At 61.4% G+C, this 20,310-nt stretch carries 22 protein-coding genes; 8 read left to right on the forward strand and 14 right to left on the reverse strand.

The window, feature by feature from the left end:
- Nucleotides 1-33: 33 nt before the first annotated feature.
- Complete coding sequence (locus tag H9L16_RS14225; protein WP_187552305.1) at nt 34-459, reverse strand: helix-turn-helix domain-containing protein; 426 nt, start codon at nt 457-459, stop codon at nt 34-36.
- 225 nt (nt 460-684) lie between these two features.
- On the opposite strand from H9L16_RS14225, the gene H9L16_RS14230 reads away from it, so the two are divergent.
- Nucleotides 685-1,542 carry a family 43 glycosylhydrolase gene (locus tag H9L16_RS14230; RefSeq protein ID WP_229796473.1) on the forward strand — a complete coding sequence of 286 codons (858 nt, stop codon included), beginning with the start codon at nt 685-687 and terminating at the stop codon, nt 1,540-1,542.
- A 143-nt stretch (nt 1,543-1,685) separates the two neighbouring features.
- On the opposite strand, the gene H9L16_RS14235 is transcribed toward H9L16_RS14230, so the two are convergent.
- The 3 genes from H9L16_RS14235 to H9L16_RS14245 all read right to left on the reverse strand — a co-directional run bounded on the left by H9L16_RS14235 (nt 1,686) and on the right by H9L16_RS14245 (nt 4,890).
- Complete coding sequence (locus H9L16_RS14235; RefSeq protein ID WP_187552306.1) at nt 1,686-2,210, reverse strand: hypothetical protein; 525 nt, start codon at nt 2,208-2,210, stop codon at nt 1,686-1,688.
- A gap of 71 nt (nt 2,211-2,281) precedes the next feature.
- Entirely contained in the window at nt 2,282-3,040 is a 759-nt protein-coding gene (locus H9L16_RS14240) for a tetratricopeptide repeat protein (RefSeq protein ID WP_187552307.1), read from the reverse strand.
- Between the two features lie 71 nt (nt 3,041-3,111).
- Nucleotides 3,112-4,890: a tetratricopeptide repeat protein gene (locus tag H9L16_RS14245; protein WP_187552308.1), complete on the reverse strand. Its 1,779-nt coding sequence runs from the start codon at nt 4,888-4,890 to the stop codon at nt 3,112-3,114.
- Between the two features lie 245 nt (nt 4,891-5,135).
- Here H9L16_RS14245 and H9L16_RS14250 point away from each other — a divergent pair, with 245 nt between their 5' ends.
- Entirely contained in the window at nt 5,136-6,224 is a 1,089-nt protein-coding gene (locus H9L16_RS14250) for an alpha/beta fold hydrolase (RefSeq protein ID WP_187552309.1), read from the forward strand.
- Between the two features lie 193 nt (nt 6,225-6,417).
- On the opposite strand, the gene H9L16_RS14255 is transcribed toward H9L16_RS14250, so the two are convergent.
- Complete coding sequence (locus H9L16_RS14255; RefSeq protein ID WP_187552310.1) at nt 6,418-7,245, reverse strand: peptidoglycan-binding domain-containing protein; 828 nt, start codon at nt 7,243-7,245, stop codon at nt 6,418-6,420.
- Between the two features lie 266 nt (nt 7,246-7,511).
- On the opposite strand from H9L16_RS14255, the gene H9L16_RS14260 reads away from it, so the two are divergent.
- Genes H9L16_RS14260 through H9L16_RS14270 form a run of 4 tightly spaced genes read left to right on the forward strand, consistent with a single transcriptional unit; the run spans nt 7,512 to nt 11,276 of the window.
- Nucleotides 7,512-8,321, forward strand: a complete 810-nt coding sequence (locus H9L16_RS14260; RefSeq protein ID WP_187552311.1) for an N-formylglutamate amidohydrolase — start codon at nt 7,512-7,514, stop codon at nt 8,319-8,321.
- Entirely contained in the window at nt 8,318-9,334 is a 1,017-nt protein-coding gene (locus H9L16_RS16275; RefSeq protein WP_233449394.1) for a hypothetical protein, read from the forward strand. The genes H9L16_RS14260 and H9L16_RS16275 overlap by 4 nt, the downstream gene beginning before the upstream one ends.
- Nucleotides 9,232-10,230 (forward strand): tyrosine/phenylalanine carboxypeptidase domain-containing protein, encoded by a 999-nt coding sequence (locus H9L16_RS14265; protein WP_233449430.1) that lies wholly within the window; start codon nt 9,232-9,234, stop codon nt 10,228-10,230. Before H9L16_RS16275 ends, H9L16_RS14265 begins: the two co-directional genes overlap by 103 nt.
- On the forward strand, nt 10,224-11,276 hold the full coding sequence (locus tag H9L16_RS14270) for a glutathione synthetase (RefSeq protein ID WP_187552313.1): 1,053 nt from the start codon (nt 10,224-10,226) through the stop codon (nt 11,274-11,276). Before H9L16_RS14265 ends, H9L16_RS14270 begins: the two co-directional genes overlap by 7 nt.
- A 165-nt stretch (nt 11,277-11,441) precedes the next feature.
- Here the strand turns inward: H9L16_RS14270 and H9L16_RS14275 are convergent, their stop codons facing one another.
- Nucleotides 11,442-11,768: a four-helix bundle copper-binding protein gene (locus H9L16_RS14275; protein WP_187552314.1), complete on the reverse strand. Its 327-nt coding sequence runs from the start codon at nt 11,766-11,768 to the stop codon at nt 11,442-11,444.
- A gap of 247 nt (nt 11,769-12,015) precedes the next feature.
- On the opposite strand from H9L16_RS14275, the gene H9L16_RS14280 reads away from it, so the two are divergent.
- Complete coding sequence (locus H9L16_RS14280; protein WP_187554241.1) at nt 12,016-12,294, forward strand: hypothetical protein; 279 nt, start codon at nt 12,016-12,018, stop codon at nt 12,292-12,294.
- A 105-nt stretch (nt 12,295-12,399) separates the two neighbouring features.
- Here H9L16_RS14280 and H9L16_RS14285 read toward each other — a convergent pair whose 3' ends face one another.
- From H9L16_RS14285 to H9L16_RS14295, 3 genes are all read right to left on the reverse strand, one after another.
- Nucleotides 12,400-12,966: a DUF1453 domain-containing protein gene (locus H9L16_RS14285; RefSeq protein WP_187552315.1), complete on the reverse strand. Its 567-nt coding sequence runs from the start codon at nt 12,964-12,966 to the stop codon at nt 12,400-12,402.
- A 33-nt stretch (nt 12,967-12,999) separates the two neighbouring features.
- Nucleotides 13,000-13,419 carry a VOC family protein gene (locus H9L16_RS14290; RefSeq protein ID WP_187552316.1) on the reverse strand — a complete coding sequence of 140 codons (420 nt, stop codon included), beginning with the start codon at nt 13,417-13,419 and terminating at the stop codon, nt 13,000-13,002.
- Nucleotides 13,420-13,565: 146 nt separating this feature from the next.
- Complete coding sequence (locus H9L16_RS14295) at nt 13,566-14,486, reverse strand: hypothetical protein (RefSeq protein ID WP_187552317.1); 921 nt, start codon at nt 14,484-14,486, stop codon at nt 13,566-13,568.
- A gap of 171 nt (nt 14,487-14,657) precedes the next feature.
- Here H9L16_RS14295 and H9L16_RS14300 point away from each other — a divergent pair, with 171 nt between their 5' ends.
- The gene (locus tag H9L16_RS14300; RefSeq protein ID WP_187552318.1) at nt 14,658-15,362 is read left to right on the forward strand and encodes a transposase; all 705 of its coding nucleotides are present in this window, start codon (nt 14,658-14,660) and stop codon (nt 15,360-15,362) included.
- 420 nt (nt 15,363-15,782) lie between these two features.
- On the opposite strand, the gene H9L16_RS14305 is transcribed toward H9L16_RS14300, so the two are convergent.
- The 5 genes from H9L16_RS14305 to H9L16_RS14325 all read right to left on the reverse strand — a co-directional run bounded on the left by H9L16_RS14305 (nt 15,783) and on the right by H9L16_RS14325 (nt 20,221).
- The gene (locus H9L16_RS14305) at nt 15,783-16,628 is read right to left on the reverse strand and encodes a hypothetical protein (RefSeq protein ID WP_187552319.1); all 846 of its coding nucleotides are present in this window, start codon (nt 16,626-16,628) and stop codon (nt 15,783-15,785) included.
- Between the two features lie 213 nt (nt 16,629-16,841).
- Complete coding sequence (locus H9L16_RS14310; RefSeq protein ID WP_187552320.1) at nt 16,842-17,519, reverse strand: hypothetical protein; 678 nt, start codon at nt 17,517-17,519, stop codon at nt 16,842-16,844.
- A gap of 259 nt (nt 17,520-17,778) precedes the next feature.
- Nucleotides 17,779-18,702 (reverse strand): protein kinase domain-containing protein, encoded by a 924-nt coding sequence (locus H9L16_RS14315; protein ID WP_187552321.1) that lies wholly within the window; start codon nt 18,700-18,702, stop codon nt 17,779-17,781.
- A gap of 161 nt (nt 18,703-18,863) precedes the next feature.
- Nucleotides 18,864-19,670, reverse strand: coding sequence for a pPIWI-associating nuclease domain-containing protein (locus H9L16_RS14320; RefSeq protein WP_187552322.1), 807 nt, complete (start codon nt 19,668-19,670; stop codon nt 18,864-18,866).
- A gap of 2 nt (nt 19,671-19,672) precedes the next feature.
- On the reverse strand, nt 19,673-20,221 hold the full coding sequence (locus H9L16_RS14325; RefSeq protein ID WP_187552323.1) for a hypothetical protein: 549 nt from the start codon (nt 20,219-20,221) through the stop codon (nt 19,673-19,675).
- Between the last annotated feature and the right edge of the window lie 89 nt (nt 20,222-20,310).

The raw sequence follows: 20,310 nt of genomic DNA on the forward strand, positions 1-20,310 counted from the left end.
AACGGGGTCGGCGCGAACCGACCCCTGTCTTGCTTATTGCATGGAGGCGAGGCGCTTCGCTGCCTCACGCTTGCCGATGCCTCGCACAGATGCCAGGGCCGGGAGCTGCGAGGCGCGGGGAACGCCCTTGCCGGTCTCCCACTTGTAGATCGACTGCCCGCTGGCGCCGACCAACAGGCCGAACTCCCCGGCAGACAGACCCAGTTTTGCCCGCAACGACTTCAGGCCCTTGGCCGAGAACCGCGTGCCTGCCGGCGCTTCACCTTCTTGCTTCACAACCTTGGAAGGCTTGAGCGATGCCTTCAGGTCTCGCTGCAGGGCCGCCATCTGGCGCTTCAGCTCGGCGATCTCTTTTCGCTGGCCGGCATTGGCTTTGCGAACCGGATCCACCGCCGCCTTGATCTCCTTGCGGGCCAGGCGGGTGATCTCACCCTTGAGGATCGTGCTGAGATTGGGCATGAGCGGCTCCGATGAGTGTAAATATTTCACATCGTAGCAGCGCTGGCCCGCCCCATTAAGGGCTCAGGCCAATTCGAGCGTTGCGGGCAAACCGGGACGAAGGCAGTGAGGCCGGCATCCCCACCGCGAAAATGGTCCCGACCGCTCTCGCGGCCTTGCCACCCTCAACCATCTGGTTTGCGAGGGCACGCCATGCAGCACACAGCTCGGCGCGCGGCGCCACTGATGGCGATGCTCCTGTCCACATGGATGCTCTGGCCGCATGCGGCCTGCACCCAGGCGGCCGCGCCCGGCTCGAATCCCATCATCCGCGACAAGTTCACCGCCGACCCTGCCCCGCTGGTCGTGGGCGACCGGCTGTATCTCTACGTGGGGCATGACCAGGCGCAGCGCGACGAGATGTTCGACATGCGCGAGTGGCTGGTCTATTCCACCACCGACATGACGACCTGGACCGAACATGGGCCGATCATGACGGTGGCCGATTTCAAGTGGGCGAAGGCGGACGCCTGGGCATCGCAGGCCATCGAGAAGGACGGGCGGTTCTGGTTCTACGCCGCGGTCGAGCACGATGCCAGCCATCCCGGCAAGGCGATCGCCGTCGCCGTGTCCGACCGCCCGACGGGCCCGTTCGTGGACGCCAAGGGGTCCGCGCTGATCACCAACGCGATGACACCCAAGGGCACGCACAGCTGGGAAGACATCGATCCGACCGTGCTCACCGACGACGACGGCAGCACCTGGATCGCATGGGGCAACCGCCAGTGCTACATCGCCAGGCTCAAGCCCAACATGATCGAACTCGACGGCCCGATCACCGAGATCACCCCGCCGCACTTCGAGGAAGGTCCGCGGCTGCACAGGCGCGGCGACCTGTACTACCTGACCTACGCCTCATTACCGAGCGACGCATCGGGACGAAAAAGTGTCCTGCGCCACCGCGCCCTCGATCCGCGGGCCGTGGACCTATCGCGGCGAACTGACGGGCTGGGGCAAGTACAGCTTCACCATCCATCCCGGCATCGCCGAATTCAAGCGCAACTGGCACCTGTTCCTGAACAACGCCGCGCTCGCCATCGGTGACCAGCACGGTGCGATCGGACGGTGTGCGGTAATGGTCGAGCACCTGCACTACAACCCGGACGGCACCTTGAAGCCCGTGGTGCAGACGGAGGCGGGTGTCTCGGTTCCATCGCCATGACACCTTTCTTCCTGCTCCGCGGCACTCAGCGTTTCGCGCGTTCCTCCGCCAGGCATGCCTTGATCCACTGGTAGGCCTGCCCCGGCATTCCGAACTGGACGCTGCCTGCCTTCTTGCCCGCGATGAAAATCTCCGCGCTGTTGTTCCCGCGCAACATCTCGAATGCGTCCAGCGAATCCTGCTCGACACCCTTCTTCTTGCTGTGCCAGGTTCCCCAAATGCCCTGCGAGAACCCATCGGTGTAGCCACCATGGCGCGACGTTGTCTCTTGTCCGTCCGCAAACCTGATGGTGACCGGCTTGTCCGTAGCGTCGGCGTCCTGACCGTCAGCGATGTCCCAGCTCGGACGAGTGGCCGCCAGGGTGAACGTGTTGTCGGCGATCCCCAGGCCGAACATGACCTTGGTACCGTCGTCGGTCTTGCCCCCGGCCATGCAGTCGTTCTTTCCCGTATCGACGCTCATCGACGAAGAACTCGCCGTCTGGCGCACCGGTTCAGCCTGATGTGTCCCGAGTGCCATCAGTGCAGCGATCACGATTGTTGAATACACGGCTTATCTCCTGTGGTTGATGCATCTGGATCGACAAACTTGTTTCGAGAACCTGCCTCCAGGCCCGTCTTTCACAACGCGCTGTACGCACGCTCCAGTGCATTCGCGAAATTGCCGGCTTCGAGAAGTTCGAATGAAAGCGTCTTGCCCGCGTCCATCTCGTCCTTGCTCATCGTCTTGATGAGCTTCGCCCGGTTGTCGATCGCCTTGTTGTCGGGTGCCGGGTCCGATGCCGCCGACAGCGTCAGCAGCGCGAATGCAACCACCTTGCTTGGCTTGACGCCTTGACCCGTCATGAACAGGTAACCCAGCTGACCCGCGCCACGAACGTGCCCTTGCGCCGCGGCTTGGGCGAACCATTTCGCCGCGCTGCCGAAATCCTGATCCACGCCATTGCCAGCCGCGCAGTAAAGACCCAGCGTGTATTGCGCAGTCGCATCGCCCTGCTTGGCGGCCTTTTCGTACCAATAGGCTGCCTCACCGGCATCCTGGTCCACGCCCTGGCCCTTCGAATACATGACGGCGACCAGAACTTGCGCCTGCGCGACATCCTGGCCGGCCGATTTGCGTGCCCAGGAATACGCTTCATCCAGGTCCCGGGGCAGGCCTTCACCCAGGTAGTACATCTTGGCCAGGCGCACTTGCGCGGCGGCATCTCCTGCCTGCGCAGCCGCCTTGAGCTCCTGGACTTCAGGCGCCTGCTGCGGTGCCAGCATCGCAGCGCTCACCGCGATGGCGCCCGCGTGCGCCGGCTGCGAGGCAAGCGGCATGCCCGCGATTGTGATCCCCAACAATGCGGTCATGAATGCAGTGCGGCGCGTGTCGATCATGTCTACTCCCCGGATGGTGGCGATTCGATAGTCGACGCGTCTTGGTCGACCAGCGTCTGGTTCTGGATGCCTTACCGGCAATAACTGCCAACGCACGCCGTTCCGTGAACGATGTTGTTGACCCGGCTGTTGAATGCGGCGTTGTCGGCGGCGCGTTGGTACCTGGACCAGCTTGCCGCGGCCATGCTGGCGCTGGACGAGCTTCCCGAACCGTTGATGGCGCTCGAGCCTGCGCCACTCGCGGCCATCCGCTTCTGCTGCGCGAAATAGGCTTCCCAACGACGCAGGCCCTCTTCGTAGGCCTTCGCATTGGCGATGCGGGTCTTTTCCTGCTTCATGGATCGCAGGATCGCGGCGGCGGAACTGCTGCCCCTGTCCGACGCAATCGCCATGTAGCTCCTGGCTTTCTTCTGGTCAACGGCAACGCCATTGCCTTCCCAGTACGCCATGCCCATGAACTCCGCAGCGGCAACATGACCGACGCGCGCGGCGTTTTCGATGAGGATGATGCCGTCGCCCTTGTTGACGTCGAACACGCCCGGCAGTCCGTAGAAAAACCAGTTGCCGAGCAACCAGCTTGCTTCTTCGTCGCCCTCTTCCATCAGGCGCGCAACACGCATCGCGCCGTACTTCCTGTCGCCGCCATCGACCTGCTTCAGCGCGGCGGCGAGTTGGCGTGCGACAGGCCAAGCCGGATCGATGCGGGTCTCTCGCGCATATTCGACGGGATCCGGATCAAGCAATGGGACGGTTTCACAGGCAGTCTTGTCGCCAAGTGCACATGCGCGCCTGGTGAGGGCAACCACGAAGTTGTAGTTTTTCCTGACCTCGATGCCGTCGATGTAGGCATCGACAAGCAGGTTGCAGGCACCGGATGCACCGAGGTCGCAGCCCCGACGCGCCATGCCGACCGCCTCCAGCAGAGTGGTCGTCGCACCCCGCAGCTTGCGAAACCCGACACTGGCCATCTGCTCGCACGCAAACGCCTGTCCATCAAGGCAACCGTGATAGAGCAGTTGCTCGCCGCGATTCACGGAGGCAGCGTCGCCCGACCTGACCAGCGCCGCGCCATGCACGGCGCAAACGTGAATCTTCTCGCCGTCGCTTTCCAGGCAGCCTTTGCGGGCGAATTCCTCGGCCTTTGCCCGATCCAGCGCGACGCCTCTTCCACTCAGGTAAGCGTCTGCCAGGCCGCTGCAGCCCCAGGCCTGTTTGCGCGAACATGCAGCCTCGAACAACGGGATGGCTCCAGCCCGGGTCTTGGCATCGGCCGATTCGTAGAACAAGGCGCCGGCTTGCAGGCGGCACCCGTCATCCTCCCCTGACGCGCAGCTCTTTTGCCACAGGTCTCGTGCGGTCGCAGGACTGCTTGCAGCAGCAAGACCGCGGAAATGCAGCAGTCCCAGCGATGCGCATGCCGCCTGATTGCCGAGCTGTTCGCATCCGCGCGTGGCGGTCGCGAGCGCCAAGGCCTTGTCGGTGTATTCAGCCCAACCCTCGCGCACGATTGTCGTAGCGCTCGCGCACGATGGACCGTCGCCGAGCGTGCACGCTTTCAGATAGAAACCCACTGCGATTCGCACGCTCGCATCCAGGTCGCCGAGGCCCGCGTCGAATGCCGAGCCCAGCCGCATGCAGGCCTTCGCATCACCCCCAACGCACGCTTTGTTCCAGTCCTGCGCAACGCCGTAGAGCACCGTTGGCATGTTCTGCTTGCCATTGAATATCTGGCCATTCGCATAGCCATCGACGGCACGCGGAATGGCGTTGTCCTTCGCGTACGCCATCGCCGGCAGGAATAGCGCAGCAAGAACGAGCGCGAACGCCGTGCCGGCCCTTGCTTCAAGCATCTCAGCACTCCAGCGATCCCAGTCGTCTGGAGTCTAGGCGGCCCTCTTCCGGCACCACATCCCGCGAATGCGGGGGGTCGCGAAAACCGGGGGCAGAGTCGACTTTTAGAGCCGGCCAACCTCAACCTGCCTGACTTCTGAAAAAGTCGACTCTTGCCCCGTTTTTTGACCCCGTTTTTTTAGTGCCCCCGGCACTTTTCTCGCCGCGGTCTGTTAGCGTGATGGACGCTTCCCGAGTACCTCCCATGCACGCTTTCGCTGTTGTTGCCGCCCTGCTCCTCGCCGTCGCGCCCTTCCACCCGTCCTCCGCCAGCGACGCGCCCGCCACTGCGCTGGCGCCTGCATCGCTGTGCGCCTCGCCCGCGACGCCAGTGGCGTTTTCCGGCTACGTGCCGATCGGGGGCATCGAGCAATGGGTCACGATCCGCGGTGATCGCTGCGACCAGCCGATCGTGCTGGTCGTGCATGGCGGCCCAGGCAACCCCCTCACGCCCTTCGCCGATGCGTTGTTCGGCGACCTGGAGGCCGAGTTCGTCGTCGTGCAGTGGGACCAGCGCGGCGCCGGACGCACCTTCCGGCGCAACCCGCAGCTGGCCGAAGCACCGCTGACGCTGGCGCAGATGACGACCGATGGCGTCGACGTGGCGACGCGGGTTGCCGCTGCCCTCAACCAGCCGAAGGTGATCCTGCTCGGCGGCTCCTGGGGCTCCGCGCTGGCGGTCCACATGGCGAAGGCGAAGCCAGCGGCCTTCCATGCCTACGTCGGCGCCGGGCAACTGGTGCAGGAACTCGATAACGACATCGACACCGTCGCGCGCCTGCGTGCACTGGCCGAACCGGCCGGCGACACCACCACGCTGGCGATGCTGGACGCGCTGGGCGCGCCGCCGTGGACCAACCCGCGCGCATTCGGCCAGTTGCGCCGCGCGACCCGTGTCTACGAGTCCAAGACCAGCACGCCGGCGCCGGCGCACTGGTGGCGGCCGTCCGCCGAGTACGCAACGCCGGCCGACGCCGCGGCCACCGAAGCCGGCGAGGAGTACTCCTACATCGAGTTCGTCGGCATGACCGGCGGCGGGATGCTCTCTCAGATCGACCTGTGGAAGCTGGGAACCGATTTCCCGCTGCCGATCACGCTGATCCAGGGCGAACACGACCTGGTGACCACCAAGGGCGTCGCCCGCCGCTGGTTCGATAGCCTGCAGGCGCCGCAAAAGTCCTTCGTCCTGCTCGCCCACACCGGCCATGATCCGAACGAGGAGATGATGGCGGCGGAAGGCGCTGCGTTGCGCCGCATCCGGGCATCACTGGTCGAGGCTGGCGCGCCCAAGTAGGACGGGCCATCCGAAAAAAAGAAAAAGGGACGAAGGGAATTAAGCGTGCTTGATTCCCTCTGGCGTGGCCCGGGTTCTACAGACACCTGAAAATGGGGACAACCCCGGGGGTGTTTGGTGGCAAGACAGCGATTCAGTGCAGACGCAGGCCGGTGTCTCGGTTCCACTTATTTGCGTGCTTTCCTCGACCCGCTCACTTGAGCTGCTTGGTCAGCCATTCCATGGCCTTGTTGATCCCCTCCGCGATCGCTCCGGAATTCGCGGCATGCGCACCGCCAAGGCCAATCGGCGACATCATCTGGAAGAAGCCGAGGAACATCTGGTAGTTCAGGTCCTTCTGGATCGAGAGCAGGCGGTTCCTGGCCACGCCCGGGCACATCTTGCGGGCCACCACGTAGTCGCGGTAATCCATCAACGCGGTGGTGGCGATCGTCTTGCGGATATGGAACTCGGTGTTGTTCCTGGCGCGTGCACGCCAGTACGCCTCGTCGTTGCGCAACATCAGGATCCCCTGCACACGCTTGTTGGGGTCGGAGACACATTGCGTGTTGGATTGCGCGGATTTCCACAGGAGGATCGAGGTGTAGTGCTGCGCAAGCGACCCCGTGGCCGGGAACTCCCGGGCCTCGGCGGGGGCGGTAGGCGTTTTCAGCACCCACGCGGCCGCCTCATGGCCGAAATCCCGGACCAAGCTCGCCTTTTCGGCGTCGGAAAACGTCCAGCTGGGTCCCGAGGGTGGCTTGGGCGGCACCGGCTTGAGATGGGCGGCAAACAACGCCGCCAATGTCTGCCCCGCCTTGTCCACGCGCTTGTCGGGGTTCTGGTAGCCCAGGAAGCGCCGCTGGAAGCTGCCGATCGCATCCTTCGTCTTGGGGCCGCACTGCCCGTCGACCGTCAGCGGAGCCAGGCCAGGCAACAGGCCGTCGTTGATCAACGTGGTCAGGCGCGACTGGATCACGATCACGTCCACCTGGCGATTCACGCCGTTCTGTCCCACCGATGCATCGATATATGTTTCCACGGAGATTCTCGTCACGAATAAGTTATGCCTGCGAAGGCGTGCAGTCTCGGGCCAGGCATCGCGCGTGCCTATATCGCGAATGGCGTAGGCCGCGCGGAAATGGGAAAAATGGCCCGGCATCGACCTGCGGCATCGACCTGGATATTGTCCAGCGCGGCAATGATCGACACACCTGCTTCGCGGATGACGCCGACTAGGCGCTGATCCTGGATTGAGCAGCGGCGGCCTACACGCGTCGGCGACGCCGATTCGGCGAAGGTGCGTGCATGCGTTCCGTCCACCCGCCCTCGCCACCCGCCTGGTGGATCGTCCAGCAAGGCGACGATCCGGTGATTGCCACCGCGATCCACGACGGGCACGCCGTGGCTGCAACGACCCGGGCGAGGATGCGGCTTGCGGAGGACCAGCGCCTGCGCGAGGAGGATCCGCATACCGGCCAGGCGATCGTCGATGTGCCGACCCACGTCATCGCCCTGCGCTCCCGGTTCGAGGCCGACCTCAACCGGGGACTCGCGCAGTCCGTCTACATGGATCCCAGCCAGTGCTGGGGCCTGCAGGTCTGGAACGATCCTCCCGACGGCACCTTGTTGCGGCAGCTGCACGCTTACCACCGCGGCTTCTACCGGATGCTGGGGGAGACGCTGGATGGCATCGTCGCCAGGCACGGACGCTTCGTCCTGCTGGACGTGCACAGCTACAACCACCGGCGCGATGGTGCCGATGCCGCGCCGACGCCGCAGGCGCAGGCACCCGACATCAACATCGGCACGTTCTCGATGCCGCGCGATCGCTGGTCCTTCCTGCTGGATCCGCTGATCGACACGATGCGCGCGTTCGCATTCAATGGCCGTCGCCTGGACGTGCGCGAAAACGTGGCGTTCCAGGGCAAGGGCGAGCTGACGCGCTTCGTGCACGCACGCTATCCGGACAGCGGGTGCGCCATCGCCCTGGAGTTCAAGAAGTTCTACATGGACGAATGGAGCGGCACGCCCTATCCGGACGAACTGGCGGCGATGCGTACCTTCATCGCGCATGTCGCAGCGCGCGCGCGGATGCTGCTGGTCGACGCGCCTTGAAGGCGGTCGCGCCGACGCAACGGGAGCCTTCGCCCGACCTCGACGGTGAACACGCCTATCGGCGGGCGCTGCCGGCGGGCGGGCGCGTCCACATCGACCGCCCCCTGCCATTCCTGCTGCTGGCCAGGCATCCGGACGCTCCCTTCAGCCTGGCGCGGCGCATCGCCTCCATCAGCGCCGCCAGCGTGGTCTGGCCCGAAGCCGGCGGCGAGCAGGCGGATGCCGACGCCGGCGCGGAAATCGGCGCGCTGCTCGACCACCTGGCAATCGCCTATCCGCGCTTCCTGGTCATCGTCCTGCACGACCTGCCCCGCGATGCCGGCCTGCGCGAAGAAGGCCCGGAGCTCGAGGCCTTCGAATTCGTGCTTGGCTCCAGCGGAGCGGCCGCGGCCACCACGGTGGTGCGCACCCTGGCCGAAGCCCTCTCGGACGTGAAGCTGGACCTGCGGACACCGACCGTGCTGGAGCGGCAACGGGCGGCGCTCCCCCCCGAGGTCGAATCCGCCCTGCGTGGACGCAACGGGCTGTCGATCGTCTCGCTCGGCGTGCCGCAGATCCACCGCATACCCGGCGATCGTCGGCGCGTCTACTCGCAGGTCTACCACCACATCGAGAGCGCCGTGCACGACGCGCTCCTCAAGAGCGCCGCGCGCTTCGTCGCGCTGGCGGCCGCCGATGCGCCGCCCGGCCCGGGCCGCGCTGATCGACCGCACTACCGCTCGCTCGGGCGCAGCCGCTTCGTCCAGGCCGCGCGCCGCGCGGACGCGGCGCTCGCACGCATCAGCGCCTCCTTCGATTTCCTGCTGGGGGTCTCGCCGATCAATAGCGTGCAGGCCTGCGACGCCTTCGAGGCCGGGGCTGCAGGACGCAGCCGCAGTTCCAGTACCGGCCATTGCCGGTCAATCCCGACATCGTCAAGCGACGGCTGTACGCCATCGACCTGCGCGCGGTGGAAGACCCGGTGCTGGAGCACCTGTTCGCCGAGAAGCGGATGGAGCTGGACCAGCAGCTGACGATGCTGCAGCGTCGCAACACGCCGGCGTTCCGCTACGTGTCCCTGCTCCAGTACGGACCGGTCGAGCCAGACTTGCTCGCCCTGGCGAACACCTTGCTCGAGGCCTTCCCGCCCGGCACCGGGCGCTGCGGCGAGCGCCTTGGCGCGGCTGCGGTCCAGGCCGAGGCCACCCGCATGCTTGCGCGTTACGCGCGTCGCGCACCGGCATTTGCCGCGGCGGAAACGAGCCTGCGCTCCGACACCGGTCCCGGGCTCATGGTCTCCGGTTCCTCCCTGCTGATTTCGACCGCGACCATGGTGCCGCGCGACCGCCTGGATCCCCTCCTGCAGCACGAGATCAGCGTGCATGTGCTCACCTACATCAACGGCAGCCAGCAGGGGCTGGGCATCTTCGGGGCCGGCCTCGCCGGTTACGAAGGCTTGCAGGAAGGCCTGGGCGTGTTCGCCGAGTTCCTGGTGGGCGGGCTGACCGTGGCCCGCCTGCGCCTGCTGGCGGCGCGCGTGGTCGTGGTCGACGCGATGCTGGGCGGGGCCGATTTCATCCAGTGCCACCGCCTGTTGCAGGGCAAGCACGGCTTTTCCAGCGGCGGCGCGTTCAACATCGTGGCGCGCATCTTCCGCTCCGGCGGGCTGACCAAGGATGCGATCTACCTGCGCGGCTTCCAGCAGGTGCTGCAACGGGTCGCCGACGGCGGCTCGCTGGATCCGCTCTGGTACGGAAAGATCGCCGAACACCACGTGCCGGTGGTGGAGGAACTCAAGGCGCGCGGAATGCTCCGCTCGCCGGTTGCCACCCCCGAATTCCTCGAACGCCCCTGCGCGCAGGCCAGGTTGTCGCACCTGCGCCAAGGCCATTCCTTCATCGACGTGCTCAAGGATCCCCCGCCATGCTGATCGCTTTCTTCGTCAACTCGCTCGAGTCCGAGTACCCGCGCTACACGACCACCGTGCTTGCCCACGAGGCTTCCCGCCGCGGGCACGACGTCTGCTATCTGACCCCGGGCGACTTCGTGCTCAACCCGGACGACACGCTGCAGGTGCACGCGCGCATGATCCCCGCCGGCAAGGGCAAGGCGCGCAGTCGGGAGGAGTTCTTCAAGGCACTCAAGGGAGTAGGCAAGAAGAACACCCTGATCGACATCGCGGACCTCGACGTCCTCATGTTGCGCAGCGACCCGTCCACCGAGGCCAGCGAGCGCCCCTGGGCCGAAACCATCGGCGTCCAGTTCGGCCAGCGCGCGACGGAAGCTGGGGTGCTGGTGCTCAACGACCCGACCTCGCTCTCGCAGGCGATCAACAAACTCTACTTCCAGTCGTTCCCGCGCGAGGTTCGCGCGAAGACCCTGATCAGCCGCCACATCGCCGACATCAAGGCATTCGCCAAGGCCAATGGCGGCAAGATCGTTGTGAAGCCGTTGCAGGGGTCCGGCGGCCAGGGCGTGTTCGTGGTCAATTCGAAGTCATCGGGCAACCTCAACCAGATGGCGGAGGCGATCGCGCGCGACGGCTACATCATCGCCCAGTCGGTGGTTCCGGAAGCCGACAAGGGCGACATCCGCCTGTTCATGATGAACGGCAGGCCGCTGCAGGTCGACGGTAAATACGCCGCGATGCGGCGCGTCGGTGCGGAGGACGACGTACGCAGCAATATCCACGCGGGCGGGACCGCCAAGCCGGTCAAGATCACGGAGCGTGAATTGCGCCTGGCCGAACTGATCCGACCGAAGCTGCAATCCGACGGCATGTTCCTGGTGGGCATCGATATCATCGGCGACACCATCCTGGAGGTGAACGTGTTCACCCCGGGCAACCTGTTCACCTGCAGCGAGATGGCCGGCGTCAACTTCGCCGCGCACATCCTCGCGTCGATCGAGCGCAAGCTGGAGATCCGCGACGAGTACCCCGGCCAGTTCACCAATGCGGAACTTGCGGTGATGTGAGCGCTGCGCGCTCGCGGTGCATCCCCGGCAGCTGTCGACAGACCACGCTACCGGGCCGTGTCTGCATCCGTGCGCATCGAGGGCGATGCGCCTGCAACACGCACCCTTGCCGGGCACACCGGCGTGTTCGCGCCGGACATCGCCGGCGGCATCACCTTGCGGCGGTTACGCCATCGCGCGGCATGCCTCGGCACAACGGCGGCAGGCTTCGGCGCAGCGCTGGCAATGCGCCATGTCGTGGGCACCGCACTGTTCGGCGCACCAGTCGCAGACTTTCGCGCACAGTGCGCAGAGTTCGTTCGCGAACGGGCTGTGGCGCGCCATGGCATCGGCGCACAAGCGGCATAGCGCCGCGCAGTCGATGCAGCAGGCCGGGCACGCGTTGTCGCTGTGCTTGCCGGCCATGTGGCTGAAGCACTCGGCGCACGCGGTCGCGCACGCGTTGCATGCGGCGATGCAGTCGCGGATCGCCTGGTCCAGGTGGTGGCTCATGGGGGCTCCTTGCGTCTGTGGAAAGACGGACCCCTGCACGGGGCATCACCGTCATCCTCCGCCTCGCATCGATAAGCCCGCGTCGAGAAACCGTTGGCGCGACGTGAGCCGGGGCGATGGGATGCGTCGGGTCAATGAAGCATGTCCCTGCCCCTTCTTTTCTTGTCCACGCATGCGGCGCGACTTCACACCGGGCAATCACGTCGATGGATACGGTGCCGTCACCCACTGAAGATCAGGACTCTCCATGACCGACGAACGCAATATCGCCCACGACAAGAAGATCGCCGACGAGAAGCGCGGACGCGGCGAAGACGTGCAGGACAATGCGGCGGTGCAGCCGCAACCCGGCAAGAAGCCGCCGCTGGTCGACGACGACACCGATCCATCCAACAGCCGTGCGCGCGAGATGTACAAGGACGGTGATGCGCCGCGCGACCATTCTCACGAAAGCACCGAGAGCCCACCCGAAGGCGAAGAGCGCATCAAGCCGGATGCGCCGAGGCGGGATGCGGGAGCGCGTTGAGTCGAAGCTGTCTCCGGCGCGCCCTTAAAACCCGAAACCAAGGTCAAGCAGACCTTGGCCTAGACATTCGACAGAAGAGGACGGAGGGAATCAGGCGTGCTTGACTCACCCCGTCCCCGATCGTTCTGACATGTTCCCCGAGTCGCTCATTGGTATACGGGCGACGCGGAACCGCAGGCCCAATGACGTCGCGACGGCGTAGCCCAGCAGGATCCCGGCCACGCCGATCAATCCTCCATGCGTGGCCCATGCCGTCATCCCGGTGTCCGGTCCATCGCGCCAGGCCAACCAGAGGCCCAACGCGATGCGTGCGGCGAGCAGCAACGAGACGCCGAGTACCAGCCACTGATTGGGCGTGCGGAACAGTCCTTGCGGGGTCACTTCGAATCGATCGAGGGACAGGCCGACCACGCCGATGACGCCACCCACGCCCAGCCCAAGCACGGCGTCCAGCAGGGCGCGGTCGACCCAATTCGCTGCCACCCAGGACGAGGCAACGAAGGCAACCACGGACATCGCCAGCAACCAGGCATTCAGGCGCACCGCCCAAGGCAGCACGCGGCGACGCGCCTTGCCGTAGCGATAGCGCTGGACGATCGAGATCGGGAGCAGCAGCACCCACAGCACGAACAGGCCGGCGACCAGCAGGGGAATAATGAGCAGCAGCGGCATGGCCGAAACGCGCCGGTCGTCGTCGCGTTGCGCTTACTTGCCGGTCGTATTGACCATCCACGGCACGCCGAAGCGATCGACCACGCTGCCGTACCCCGGCGACCAGAAGGTCTCGGCGAAGTCCATCACCACGGTGCCGCCTTCCTTCAACGCATCGAACCAGCGTCGCGCTTGCTCGATGTCCTCGGTATGCAGGGTCACGTCGAAGCCGTTCTTGGGCTTGCCGATATTGGGAGCCCACTGCTCGTCCATGTCGGCCCCCATCAACGCCTGGTCGCCGACCTCGAGCCAGCAATGCATCAGCCACTCCTTGTACGTCGGGTCGACCGGCATGTCCGGCGGGCCCTCGCCGTAGGGAAAGGCGGCGGTGATCTGGCCGTCCAGGACTTTTGCGTAGAACTCGAAGGCCTCGCGGCACTGGCCGCGAAAGCTGAGGCTGGTGACGATTTTCATGGTGACTCTCCCGCTACGGGTCGTCGGGGAAAAGTACGTCCTGCGGCATTAAGCCTGCGCGAGCAAACGCGTCACAGGGGCGTTCCGGCGAACTCAGCCCGACGGAATCTGGAAAAGTCGACTCTGACCCCTGTTTTCTGTTTTTGTTAATTACACAGCTCGTTCGTTCCGCGCATCCACTTGTTGCCGTTTAGCATCAGGCCATCTGAGGCTTCACGAAGATTGAATCGCGATACAGAGCCGTCGGATGCCGAAAGCACAAGGCTTCCTCCTGAACGACCGCCGGTCGCACTCCAATTTCCTTTATTCGCGCCAGCAAACGCGCCGCTCGCCACACCCTGGGTAAATCCACCGCCGTCAAAACGGCTACGGAATTCACCGTTCGAGCAAAGCCACATTTCGTGTTTTTCGCTGTAACCACTTCCCGAATAAAAACGTACAAGGTAGCGTCCCTTCAAATAGGTCGCCAGCTCTCCAGATGAACGGGGGGCAGCCGCGGGTGACACTGTCGCGCTTGCAATCATTGGCGCCATGGCTCTTATCACCATTTCCATTCGTTCTGGTGGCGCTAAACCAATCAAGGTAACCAGGCGGCCACCATTTGCTGCGCGAATCATTACCACGCCAAGTGCTTTTGTGGGCGTTCCGGTAGCAACGAATGTATTGCTATAGACACCACCCGCCTGTTTTGGCGTGCCCGTCGGGCGCAAAAATACGCCATTCCCCATTGGAAAACCATTCGTCAGCTCGGGCCCAGCAAGGCTTATTTCACCGGAATCAAGACTGCCGACGATTAAACTGTCATTCGCCGCGTTCACCAACACCACTTTGGTCGCCGCCGGTGGTTGTGCAGTCCAACCAGCAGGTGCGTACAGGGTTAAGCCGCCTTGCAATGTTACCGGAGTTGCTTTCGCTGCAGCCGCTTGAGCATTTGCCGTTGGCACGTTGAAAGCAGCCAGTACAATGCAATACGCCAGCAAAACAGTGAAGATCATTTTTTTACACATGCCGTCGGCTCTCGATAATTTTGCTGCAAGGCAGGCTTTCGCTCGCAGAACAGTAAGCATTACGTAATCGGCATGAAACACCGGCCGCGAAAACCGGGGTCAGGGACAAAAGGGGACGACAAAAGGGGACGGAGGGGATTAAGCGATCCCCTACCGACGAACCGGCATCTCACCGATGTCGGCCGGCCACTTGGCGACGGAGACTGCGAGCATCCCGACAAGGTCAGCGCGATGCCACGCCAAGCCAGAATCGAAGTTCCCGGCATTCCCATGCATGTCACCCAGCGAGGGGTGAACCGCTGCGCGATCTTCCTCGACGACGAGGACCGTCACCACTATCGGCGGCTCCTGCGCGAGGCATGCACGAAGCACGACGTACTCGTTCACGCCTACGTGCTGATGGACAACCATGTGCACCTGCTGCTGCATGCCGCACAGGCCGGTGCCATCTCGCGTGCCATGCGCGGCATCGGACAGGCCTACGTTCAAGCATTCAACCAGCGCCATGGACGCATCGGCACGCTCTGGCAAGGACGCTACAAATCCAGCCTGGTCGATTCCGATGCCTACACCCTTCGCGTCATTCGCTACATCGAGCTCAACCCGGTACGGGCTGCAATGGTCGATTTGCCCGAGGCGCACCGGTGGTCAAGCGTGCACATGCACCTTGGCCTCAGGCCAGACGCTCTGATGACCCCACATGCGCTTTATCTCTCGCTTGGCGATACGCCCGCGGCACGGGCCCACACCTATCAGGCTTGGCTTATGTCAGGAACAGACGACGAAGAACTGACCCGAATCCGCGCGCACATGAGGCAGGAGAAGGCTCTGGGCCATCCTCGTTTCCAGGCCATTCTGGAAAAAACCTTGAATCGCCCGGTAGAACTCAAACCTCGCGGCCGCCCTGCCCTTTCAAAAGGGGACGGAGGGAATTAAGCGCGCTTAATTCCCTCCGTCCCCTTTTGTCGGTGGATCCCGCCGATGTCGAAACCATCCGCCGCCACCTGCAGCGGCAACACGCCTATGGCTCGAATCGATTCCGTGAAGCCATCGAAGCGCAGCTTGGCCGCAGCGTCGGACCACAGCGGATCGGGCGACCCAGAAAAGAAAGGAGATCGGGACTCAGATTTCGGCTACGGGCTCAGACAGCCTAAGCCTGCCGGGACTCTGAAAAAGTCGACTCTGACCCCTGTTTTTCCTTTCCGCCCGACCCGCGCATCGGCCAGCACGCAAGACCACTGGCATCGATAACTGAACCTGATCCCGTTTACGTTCCCAAAAAAAGCGGCCACTTCTATCGCAGCGTGCCGCCTAAGTTTACCCCTGTGAGACGTGTGGTGTCGGGTTTGCGTCGTGTTATTTTTTGGCCCGCAATTCCTCTATTTGCACGGTGACCTCTGCCTCTCGAAAAATGTGTTTTTTTTGCTCCTCACTGACAGGCCCGCCGCCTCGGTTCAGCGACTGATAGTGCGCCAAAAATTGCTCTTGTTTTTGCTTGACATATGCCGCTCGGCCTGCCGCGTCTGTGTAAGGAAGGGTGCGTGGAGCCAATCTCTGTGCCTCTTCCTCTCGGTATATTTTGATCTTTTCTTCGGATTCACGCGCATCGTCTTCGGCTGAACTGCGCATGTATTCTTTTTCTTGCTCTGTCAGTGCCCGACCCACACTTTTCTGATATCGGATCTCGCGCTGGCGAGATTGGCTTTCTATGTAGGCTTCGCGCTCTGCTTCATTCTCGAAGACTTTGTACTTTTGAATATCCACCTGCGTTTCTTTGATTTTGTTGATGGAATTCACTCTCTCCTCTCTTTCGAGGCGGTCGTACTCTGACCCATAACGGCTTGGAGGCATATTGCGCACGACAAAAAGTGCGAACTCTTTATTAATTTGAAGGCCCCGCTTTGTTGGGCGATCAGTGCGAGCTTCGTTCTTGTAAACTTCTTGTCTTTCCTGATGGGATAAGTTGGGGAGATTTCTCTCTAAAATCTCTTGGAGGGCTTTTTCTGCCTCTGTTTCTTTCTGCTTTAGACTTGCTTCTTGCTGCTTTTGACTTGCTTCTTGCTGCTTTAGACTCGCTTCTTGCTGGGATGCTTTTTGCGACGGCGTCGCTGATTGACTGCCCACGTTTTGCTCTAAACCTGAATTTTGCTGCCCGCATGCTGCTAAACACAACAAGCCGGGAAGGGCGGTTATTTTTATCATGATTAAGTCCTTTTTGATGTTCGTCTTATGGGGCTGCAAGAAGACGTCACGTTATTTCTTTCTCGGTTCTGCCGACGGAACAGCTATCAAATATTCAGAGTGTGGCATTTGTATGCATACCAAACTCTATAAAGTTAGCGATAAATGTACCTGACCCCTTTTTTACGTCCGCCACAGCGGTGAACCACGCGCCGTCACTCCCCATAAGGACGACTACCTGCGTTCCAGCTCGCCATTATTACCGGCGTAGGACGGCTCGAACAATGCGATGTGGGATTCAATGGCGCTCCGATCAGCGGGAGTAAATGGATCAGCCTGCCAGTAGGAAAGTTGCGAGTAGATATTCACGGCGCGCCTCGTGCTGAACTCCGCCGCGTTTGGCCTTATCTTCAAGCACACGTCAGAGGTTCTGAGCACATCCTCGTTACCCGCCGACGGCCCGCACTTTTCCAGATAGAAATCACCCAACGCCGTATGCACGAGGTTGTGCGACGCTCCGTACACGTCGTAAATCCAGGCGAAGTCGGCAGGTTCTCCGCCAGGGTCACGCACCGTGCCCGCAACGTAGAGCATGGGAAATGACTCCCCCTCGTAGTTCTTCAAATATCGTGCGATCACCGCGATAGTCGTTAGCCGGCCGTCCTTCCTGAACGCGAAACGCCTGTCCATCTTGCTTGCGAAATCCGAAAAAAACTGCCGCCCTTTCAGAGTTGTCAGTGGATGGGTCGAAAAGTCCGTTCGATTTTCGTTTCGTTGCGCCGAATCGCTCTTCATCTCGGCTGCGTCTCGGTAGCCCGAAAACTCGGCTTCCTTGTCCTCGACACTTTTGCCACACCCGCAAGCGAGGCACACGAGAAGGCTTAGATAGAACGTTCGATTCATGAAGCCCATCGATGATGATCCTTAGTGGGTAGTGGTTAATGCCGGAACAGACGTCGACCTCACGAGCGGAACGTGCTCCACTCGCGTGACCGGATGCAAGATTGGAAAATCGCCACTCGAGTGACCGCCGCCGTGTCGAGTCGGGAGCGCTGCTGTTCGTACGGTTCGATTAAAGAGGGGACGGAGGAAATTAAGATCGCTTAATTCCCTCCGTCCCTTTTCTTCGCTGTTTTTCGTACCTTTTTCCCCTTCACCGAAACGGAACCGGTTAACCTGAAATCATTTTGATTTCGTACGCCCGTCGAACCGACAAATCGGAGTAAATCTCTCGCGACTCCGGAGTCCACTCCGTCGCAGCATCAAGAACATTAGTGATTCGATGAAGCTTAGCGTTCAATCGCCGCACCAGCCTCTGCCCTGTGGTAACTCCTGACTGTTGGACTTGAGCGATCACCGTTTCAATGTCAAAAAACGGATACCTATAAATCAGGTCCGCCAAATTGGTAGCAACCAACGCCTGCATATCCTGATCCGCATTTTGAAATGCAATTGAAAGGTATTTGGCACACTCATCCAGAACATCAAGCGAGTGTCCATAACCAAACGCCTGAGGGTGAATCCATAGCGCATCGAAACTCTCAGCCACAAAAATTCGACTCGCCGTCTCGAGAATCAGATCAGCCTCTCTCTGGTCGAACTCAGTGTGATCATTCCAGTAGCGACTTGTACCCGCATCAGCTAGCTTTAAGCTCAGAGACTCGCGCGAATCTTGTCTAGACACGTCTAGGCGAATAAGAATATTGCCTAGATGCGGATCTCCGTGCACTGCGCCGACGTGGTGAATATGCCTCAACGCAGTGGTGTACTGCCGCCAAATTTCCAAGCGCTCCGAAAGTGGAGGGCCCGCGCGCAGCCAAGATTTCCCGTCCTTACCAGCTACATATTCCATAACGCAGAATGGGCGTTTGCCTACTCGTCCAAACAAAAACGTAGCCACAATGAGATGATGGCTGAAACTGGCGATCTTCGACGCCTCCTGCTGGGCGCGCTTCTCTCCGCGCCGGTTCCAAACTTTAACCGCGACTTTTCGATTGAGCCGTTCGTCTTGCGCTAAGTAAACAGTGGCGTTTGCGCCTCGCCCAAGCACCTCGAGCAACTCATATCCGGGAACATTCAAATCTTGCGGATTCATTTCATCTCAAATCGAAACATCGTTAGAGAAACTACCATGACGCCCTTTTCAATCAAAAAGGGTCCCAACGGTCATTGTCGATTTTGCACCGGCCAACCTAATCCTACTTGAACTCTGAAAAAGTCGACTCTGAGCCCTTTTTTACACTTCGCCTGGAAGACTCACCTAACTTCAAGTAGCTCGCTCAAAACAACGCGTACGAGATCAAGGACGCGGAGAACTTCGCCCTTTTCGGTCGGTGTATGTGTTGAGACTGAAGAACGAGTGTAGACCGACCTCACGAATGACCCGATGGCCTCATCGACGGACTTGGTGGCATCTTCAGTAGTTGCTGCAAGTGCCTTCGATGCTTGACGATTGCGCAATATGAAGCGCACTTTTTGCTTCATGGTCGGCCCTCGCGCGTCTGGCTCATCTTTGTAGCCGGGGGTCGCCTTGACCTCGTCGTCCGGTGCGAGGCGGTCCAAGGTTTCGCGCAACGCTTCTCGAAGATCTGTCGCGGGACCTCGCCATGAGAGGCGTTCAGGCTGGGTCAGATCCTGCAACGCTTGTTCGTAGGAAAGAGCCGCGCTCGGCACAAGCGCTCGCAGCGTCGTGATTATGCGGATATCAGTAGGCGTTCTTTCTTGCTGTGCACCAGACTGTTGGTGACCCGATGAAATTAGTGCGCTATCGAGGTGAATCAGATGCCCTTTCGCGTTGCGCAGCAGATCAATGTACGAAGCAGACACACCGCGCTTATGGCAAATTTCAACCAGACTTTGCATCGCAGAGTTTACTGCCGCGATATGAATCTGATCATCGGAATGATCAATCAAAGATGGCCGAATATCCGCGAAATATCGTTCAGCCAATGCCCGAAGCTCACCTCTGGTTTTTGCGGAATGCACTTGCCCACCGCCCAATGCGTTCAGCGCCTTTCGTAGTTTCTCTATCTCTGAAATGAAGCTAGTGACATGAGTAGACATTTCTACTCAACACCGTTAGGCAAGTTGTGCGCCACCAAGTTGTAACCCACGGCGTTCAACTTGTACTCGCCTCGCGATTGGAGATCGAAATAACCTGCCAACTTCGCATCTGAAAGGATTTGATTAATCTTGCCAGGTAGCTTGAAGCCAGCTTGCTTGAAGTACTTTTCAAGGTCCTGCGTATTAATTGTGTCTTTTCGCTCGTTTACGGGGGCAAGCTCCTGTAAATAGAAGCTCACAACGCACGCCATCTGGCGCGCACTGGTGGGCTTCTTCTGTTCCTTAAATGCGCGGATATCGACCTGCTTTTCTTGGTGACGTGCTGGAACCTCAAAACTCACCGAACCGGAAGAGTGATCGTGCATCTGAGTGGGATGATTTAACGCGCCGCCAGCTCCTTTCACGCCTGACGTGCGGAAATCGGCAGGCGAGATATCTAACTGCATGCATGCCGCGGCCAGTGCGGTACGCCGTGCGCCATCATCCAATGGCCCCAGGGCCCCAAGGATTTGATCTATTGCTTGCCCCAGTGTTGGCTGATTCCCTGACATAACTTCCCCCTCCTCTTGAGTACATAGATATGTACGGCGTGCAACCGCGAAACTCAAGGCCATCGTAAGAAAGCAGCTCGAGATCATTT

Source organism: Thermomonas carbonis, assembly GCF_014396975.1.
Lineage (GTDB): Bacteria > Pseudomonadota > Gammaproteobacteria > Xanthomonadales > Xanthomonadaceae > Thermomonas > Thermomonas carbonis.

Excerpts from the sequence above, each read along its gene's own strand:
- H9L16_RS14225 (WP_187552305.1), bottom strand. The coding sequence starts at position 459 with ATGCCCAATCTCAGCACGATCCTCAAGGGTGAGATCACCCGCCTGGCC.
- H9L16_RS14230 (WP_229796473.1), top strand. The coding sequence starts at position 685 with ATGGCGATGCTCCTGTCCACATGGATGCTCTGGCCGCATGCGGCCTGC.
- H9L16_RS14240 (WP_187552307.1), bottom strand. The coding sequence starts at position 3,040 with ATGATCGACACGCGCCGCACTGCATTCATGACCGCATTGTTGGGGATC.
- H9L16_RS14245 (WP_187552308.1), bottom strand. The coding sequence starts at position 4,890 with ATGCTTGAAGCAAGGGCCGGCACGGCGTTCGCGCTCGTTCTTGCTGCG.
- H9L16_RS14250 (WP_187552309.1), top strand. The coding sequence starts at position 5,136 with ATGCACGCTTTCGCTGTTGTTGCCGCCCTGCTCCTCGCCGTCGCGCCC.
- H9L16_RS14260 (WP_187552311.1), top strand. The coding sequence starts at position 7,512 with ATGCGTTCCGTCCACCCGCCCTCGCCACCCGCCTGGTGGATCGTCCAG.
- H9L16_RS14270 (WP_187552313.1), top strand. The coding sequence starts at position 10,224 with ATGCTGATCGCTTTCTTCGTCAACTCGCTCGAGTCCGAGTACCCGCGC.
- H9L16_RS14275 (WP_187552314.1), bottom strand. The coding sequence starts at position 11,768 with ATGAGCCACCACCTGGACCAGGCGATCCGCGACTGCATCGCCGCATGC.
- H9L16_RS14280 (WP_187554241.1), top strand. The coding sequence starts at position 12,016 with ATGACCGACGAACGCAATATCGCCCACGACAAGAAGATCGCCGACGAG.
- H9L16_RS14285 (WP_187552315.1), bottom strand. The coding sequence starts at position 12,966 with ATGCCGCTGCTGCTCATTATTCCCCTGCTGGTCGCCGGCCTGTTCGTG.
- H9L16_RS14290 (WP_187552316.1), bottom strand. The coding sequence starts at position 13,419 with ATGAAAATCGTCACCAGCCTCAGCTTTCGCGGCCAGTGCCGCGAGGCC.
- H9L16_RS14295 (WP_187552317.1), bottom strand. The coding sequence starts at position 14,486 with ATGCTTACTGTTCTGCGAGCGAAAGCCTGCCTTGCAGCAAAATTATCG.
- H9L16_RS14300 (WP_187552318.1), top strand. The coding sequence starts at position 14,658 with ATGCCACGCCAAGCCAGAATCGAAGTTCCCGGCATTCCCATGCATGTC.
- H9L16_RS14305 (WP_187552319.1), bottom strand. The coding sequence starts at position 16,628 with ATGATAAAAATAACCGCCCTTCCCGGCTTGTTGTGTTTAGCAGCATGC.
- H9L16_RS14310 (WP_187552320.1), bottom strand. The coding sequence starts at position 17,519 with ATGGGCTTCATGAATCGAACGTTCTATCTAAGCCTTCTCGTGTGCCTC.
- H9L16_RS14315 (WP_187552321.1), bottom strand. The coding sequence starts at position 18,702 with ATGAATCCGCAAGATTTGAATGTTCCCGGATATGAGTTGCTCGAGGTG.
- H9L16_RS14320 (WP_187552322.1), bottom strand. The coding sequence starts at position 19,670 with ATGTCTACTCATGTCACTAGCTTCATTTCAGAGATAGAGAAACTACGA.
- H9L16_RS14325 (WP_187552323.1), bottom strand. The coding sequence starts at position 20,221 with ATGTCAGGGAATCAGCCAACACTGGGGCAAGCAATAGATCAAATCCTT.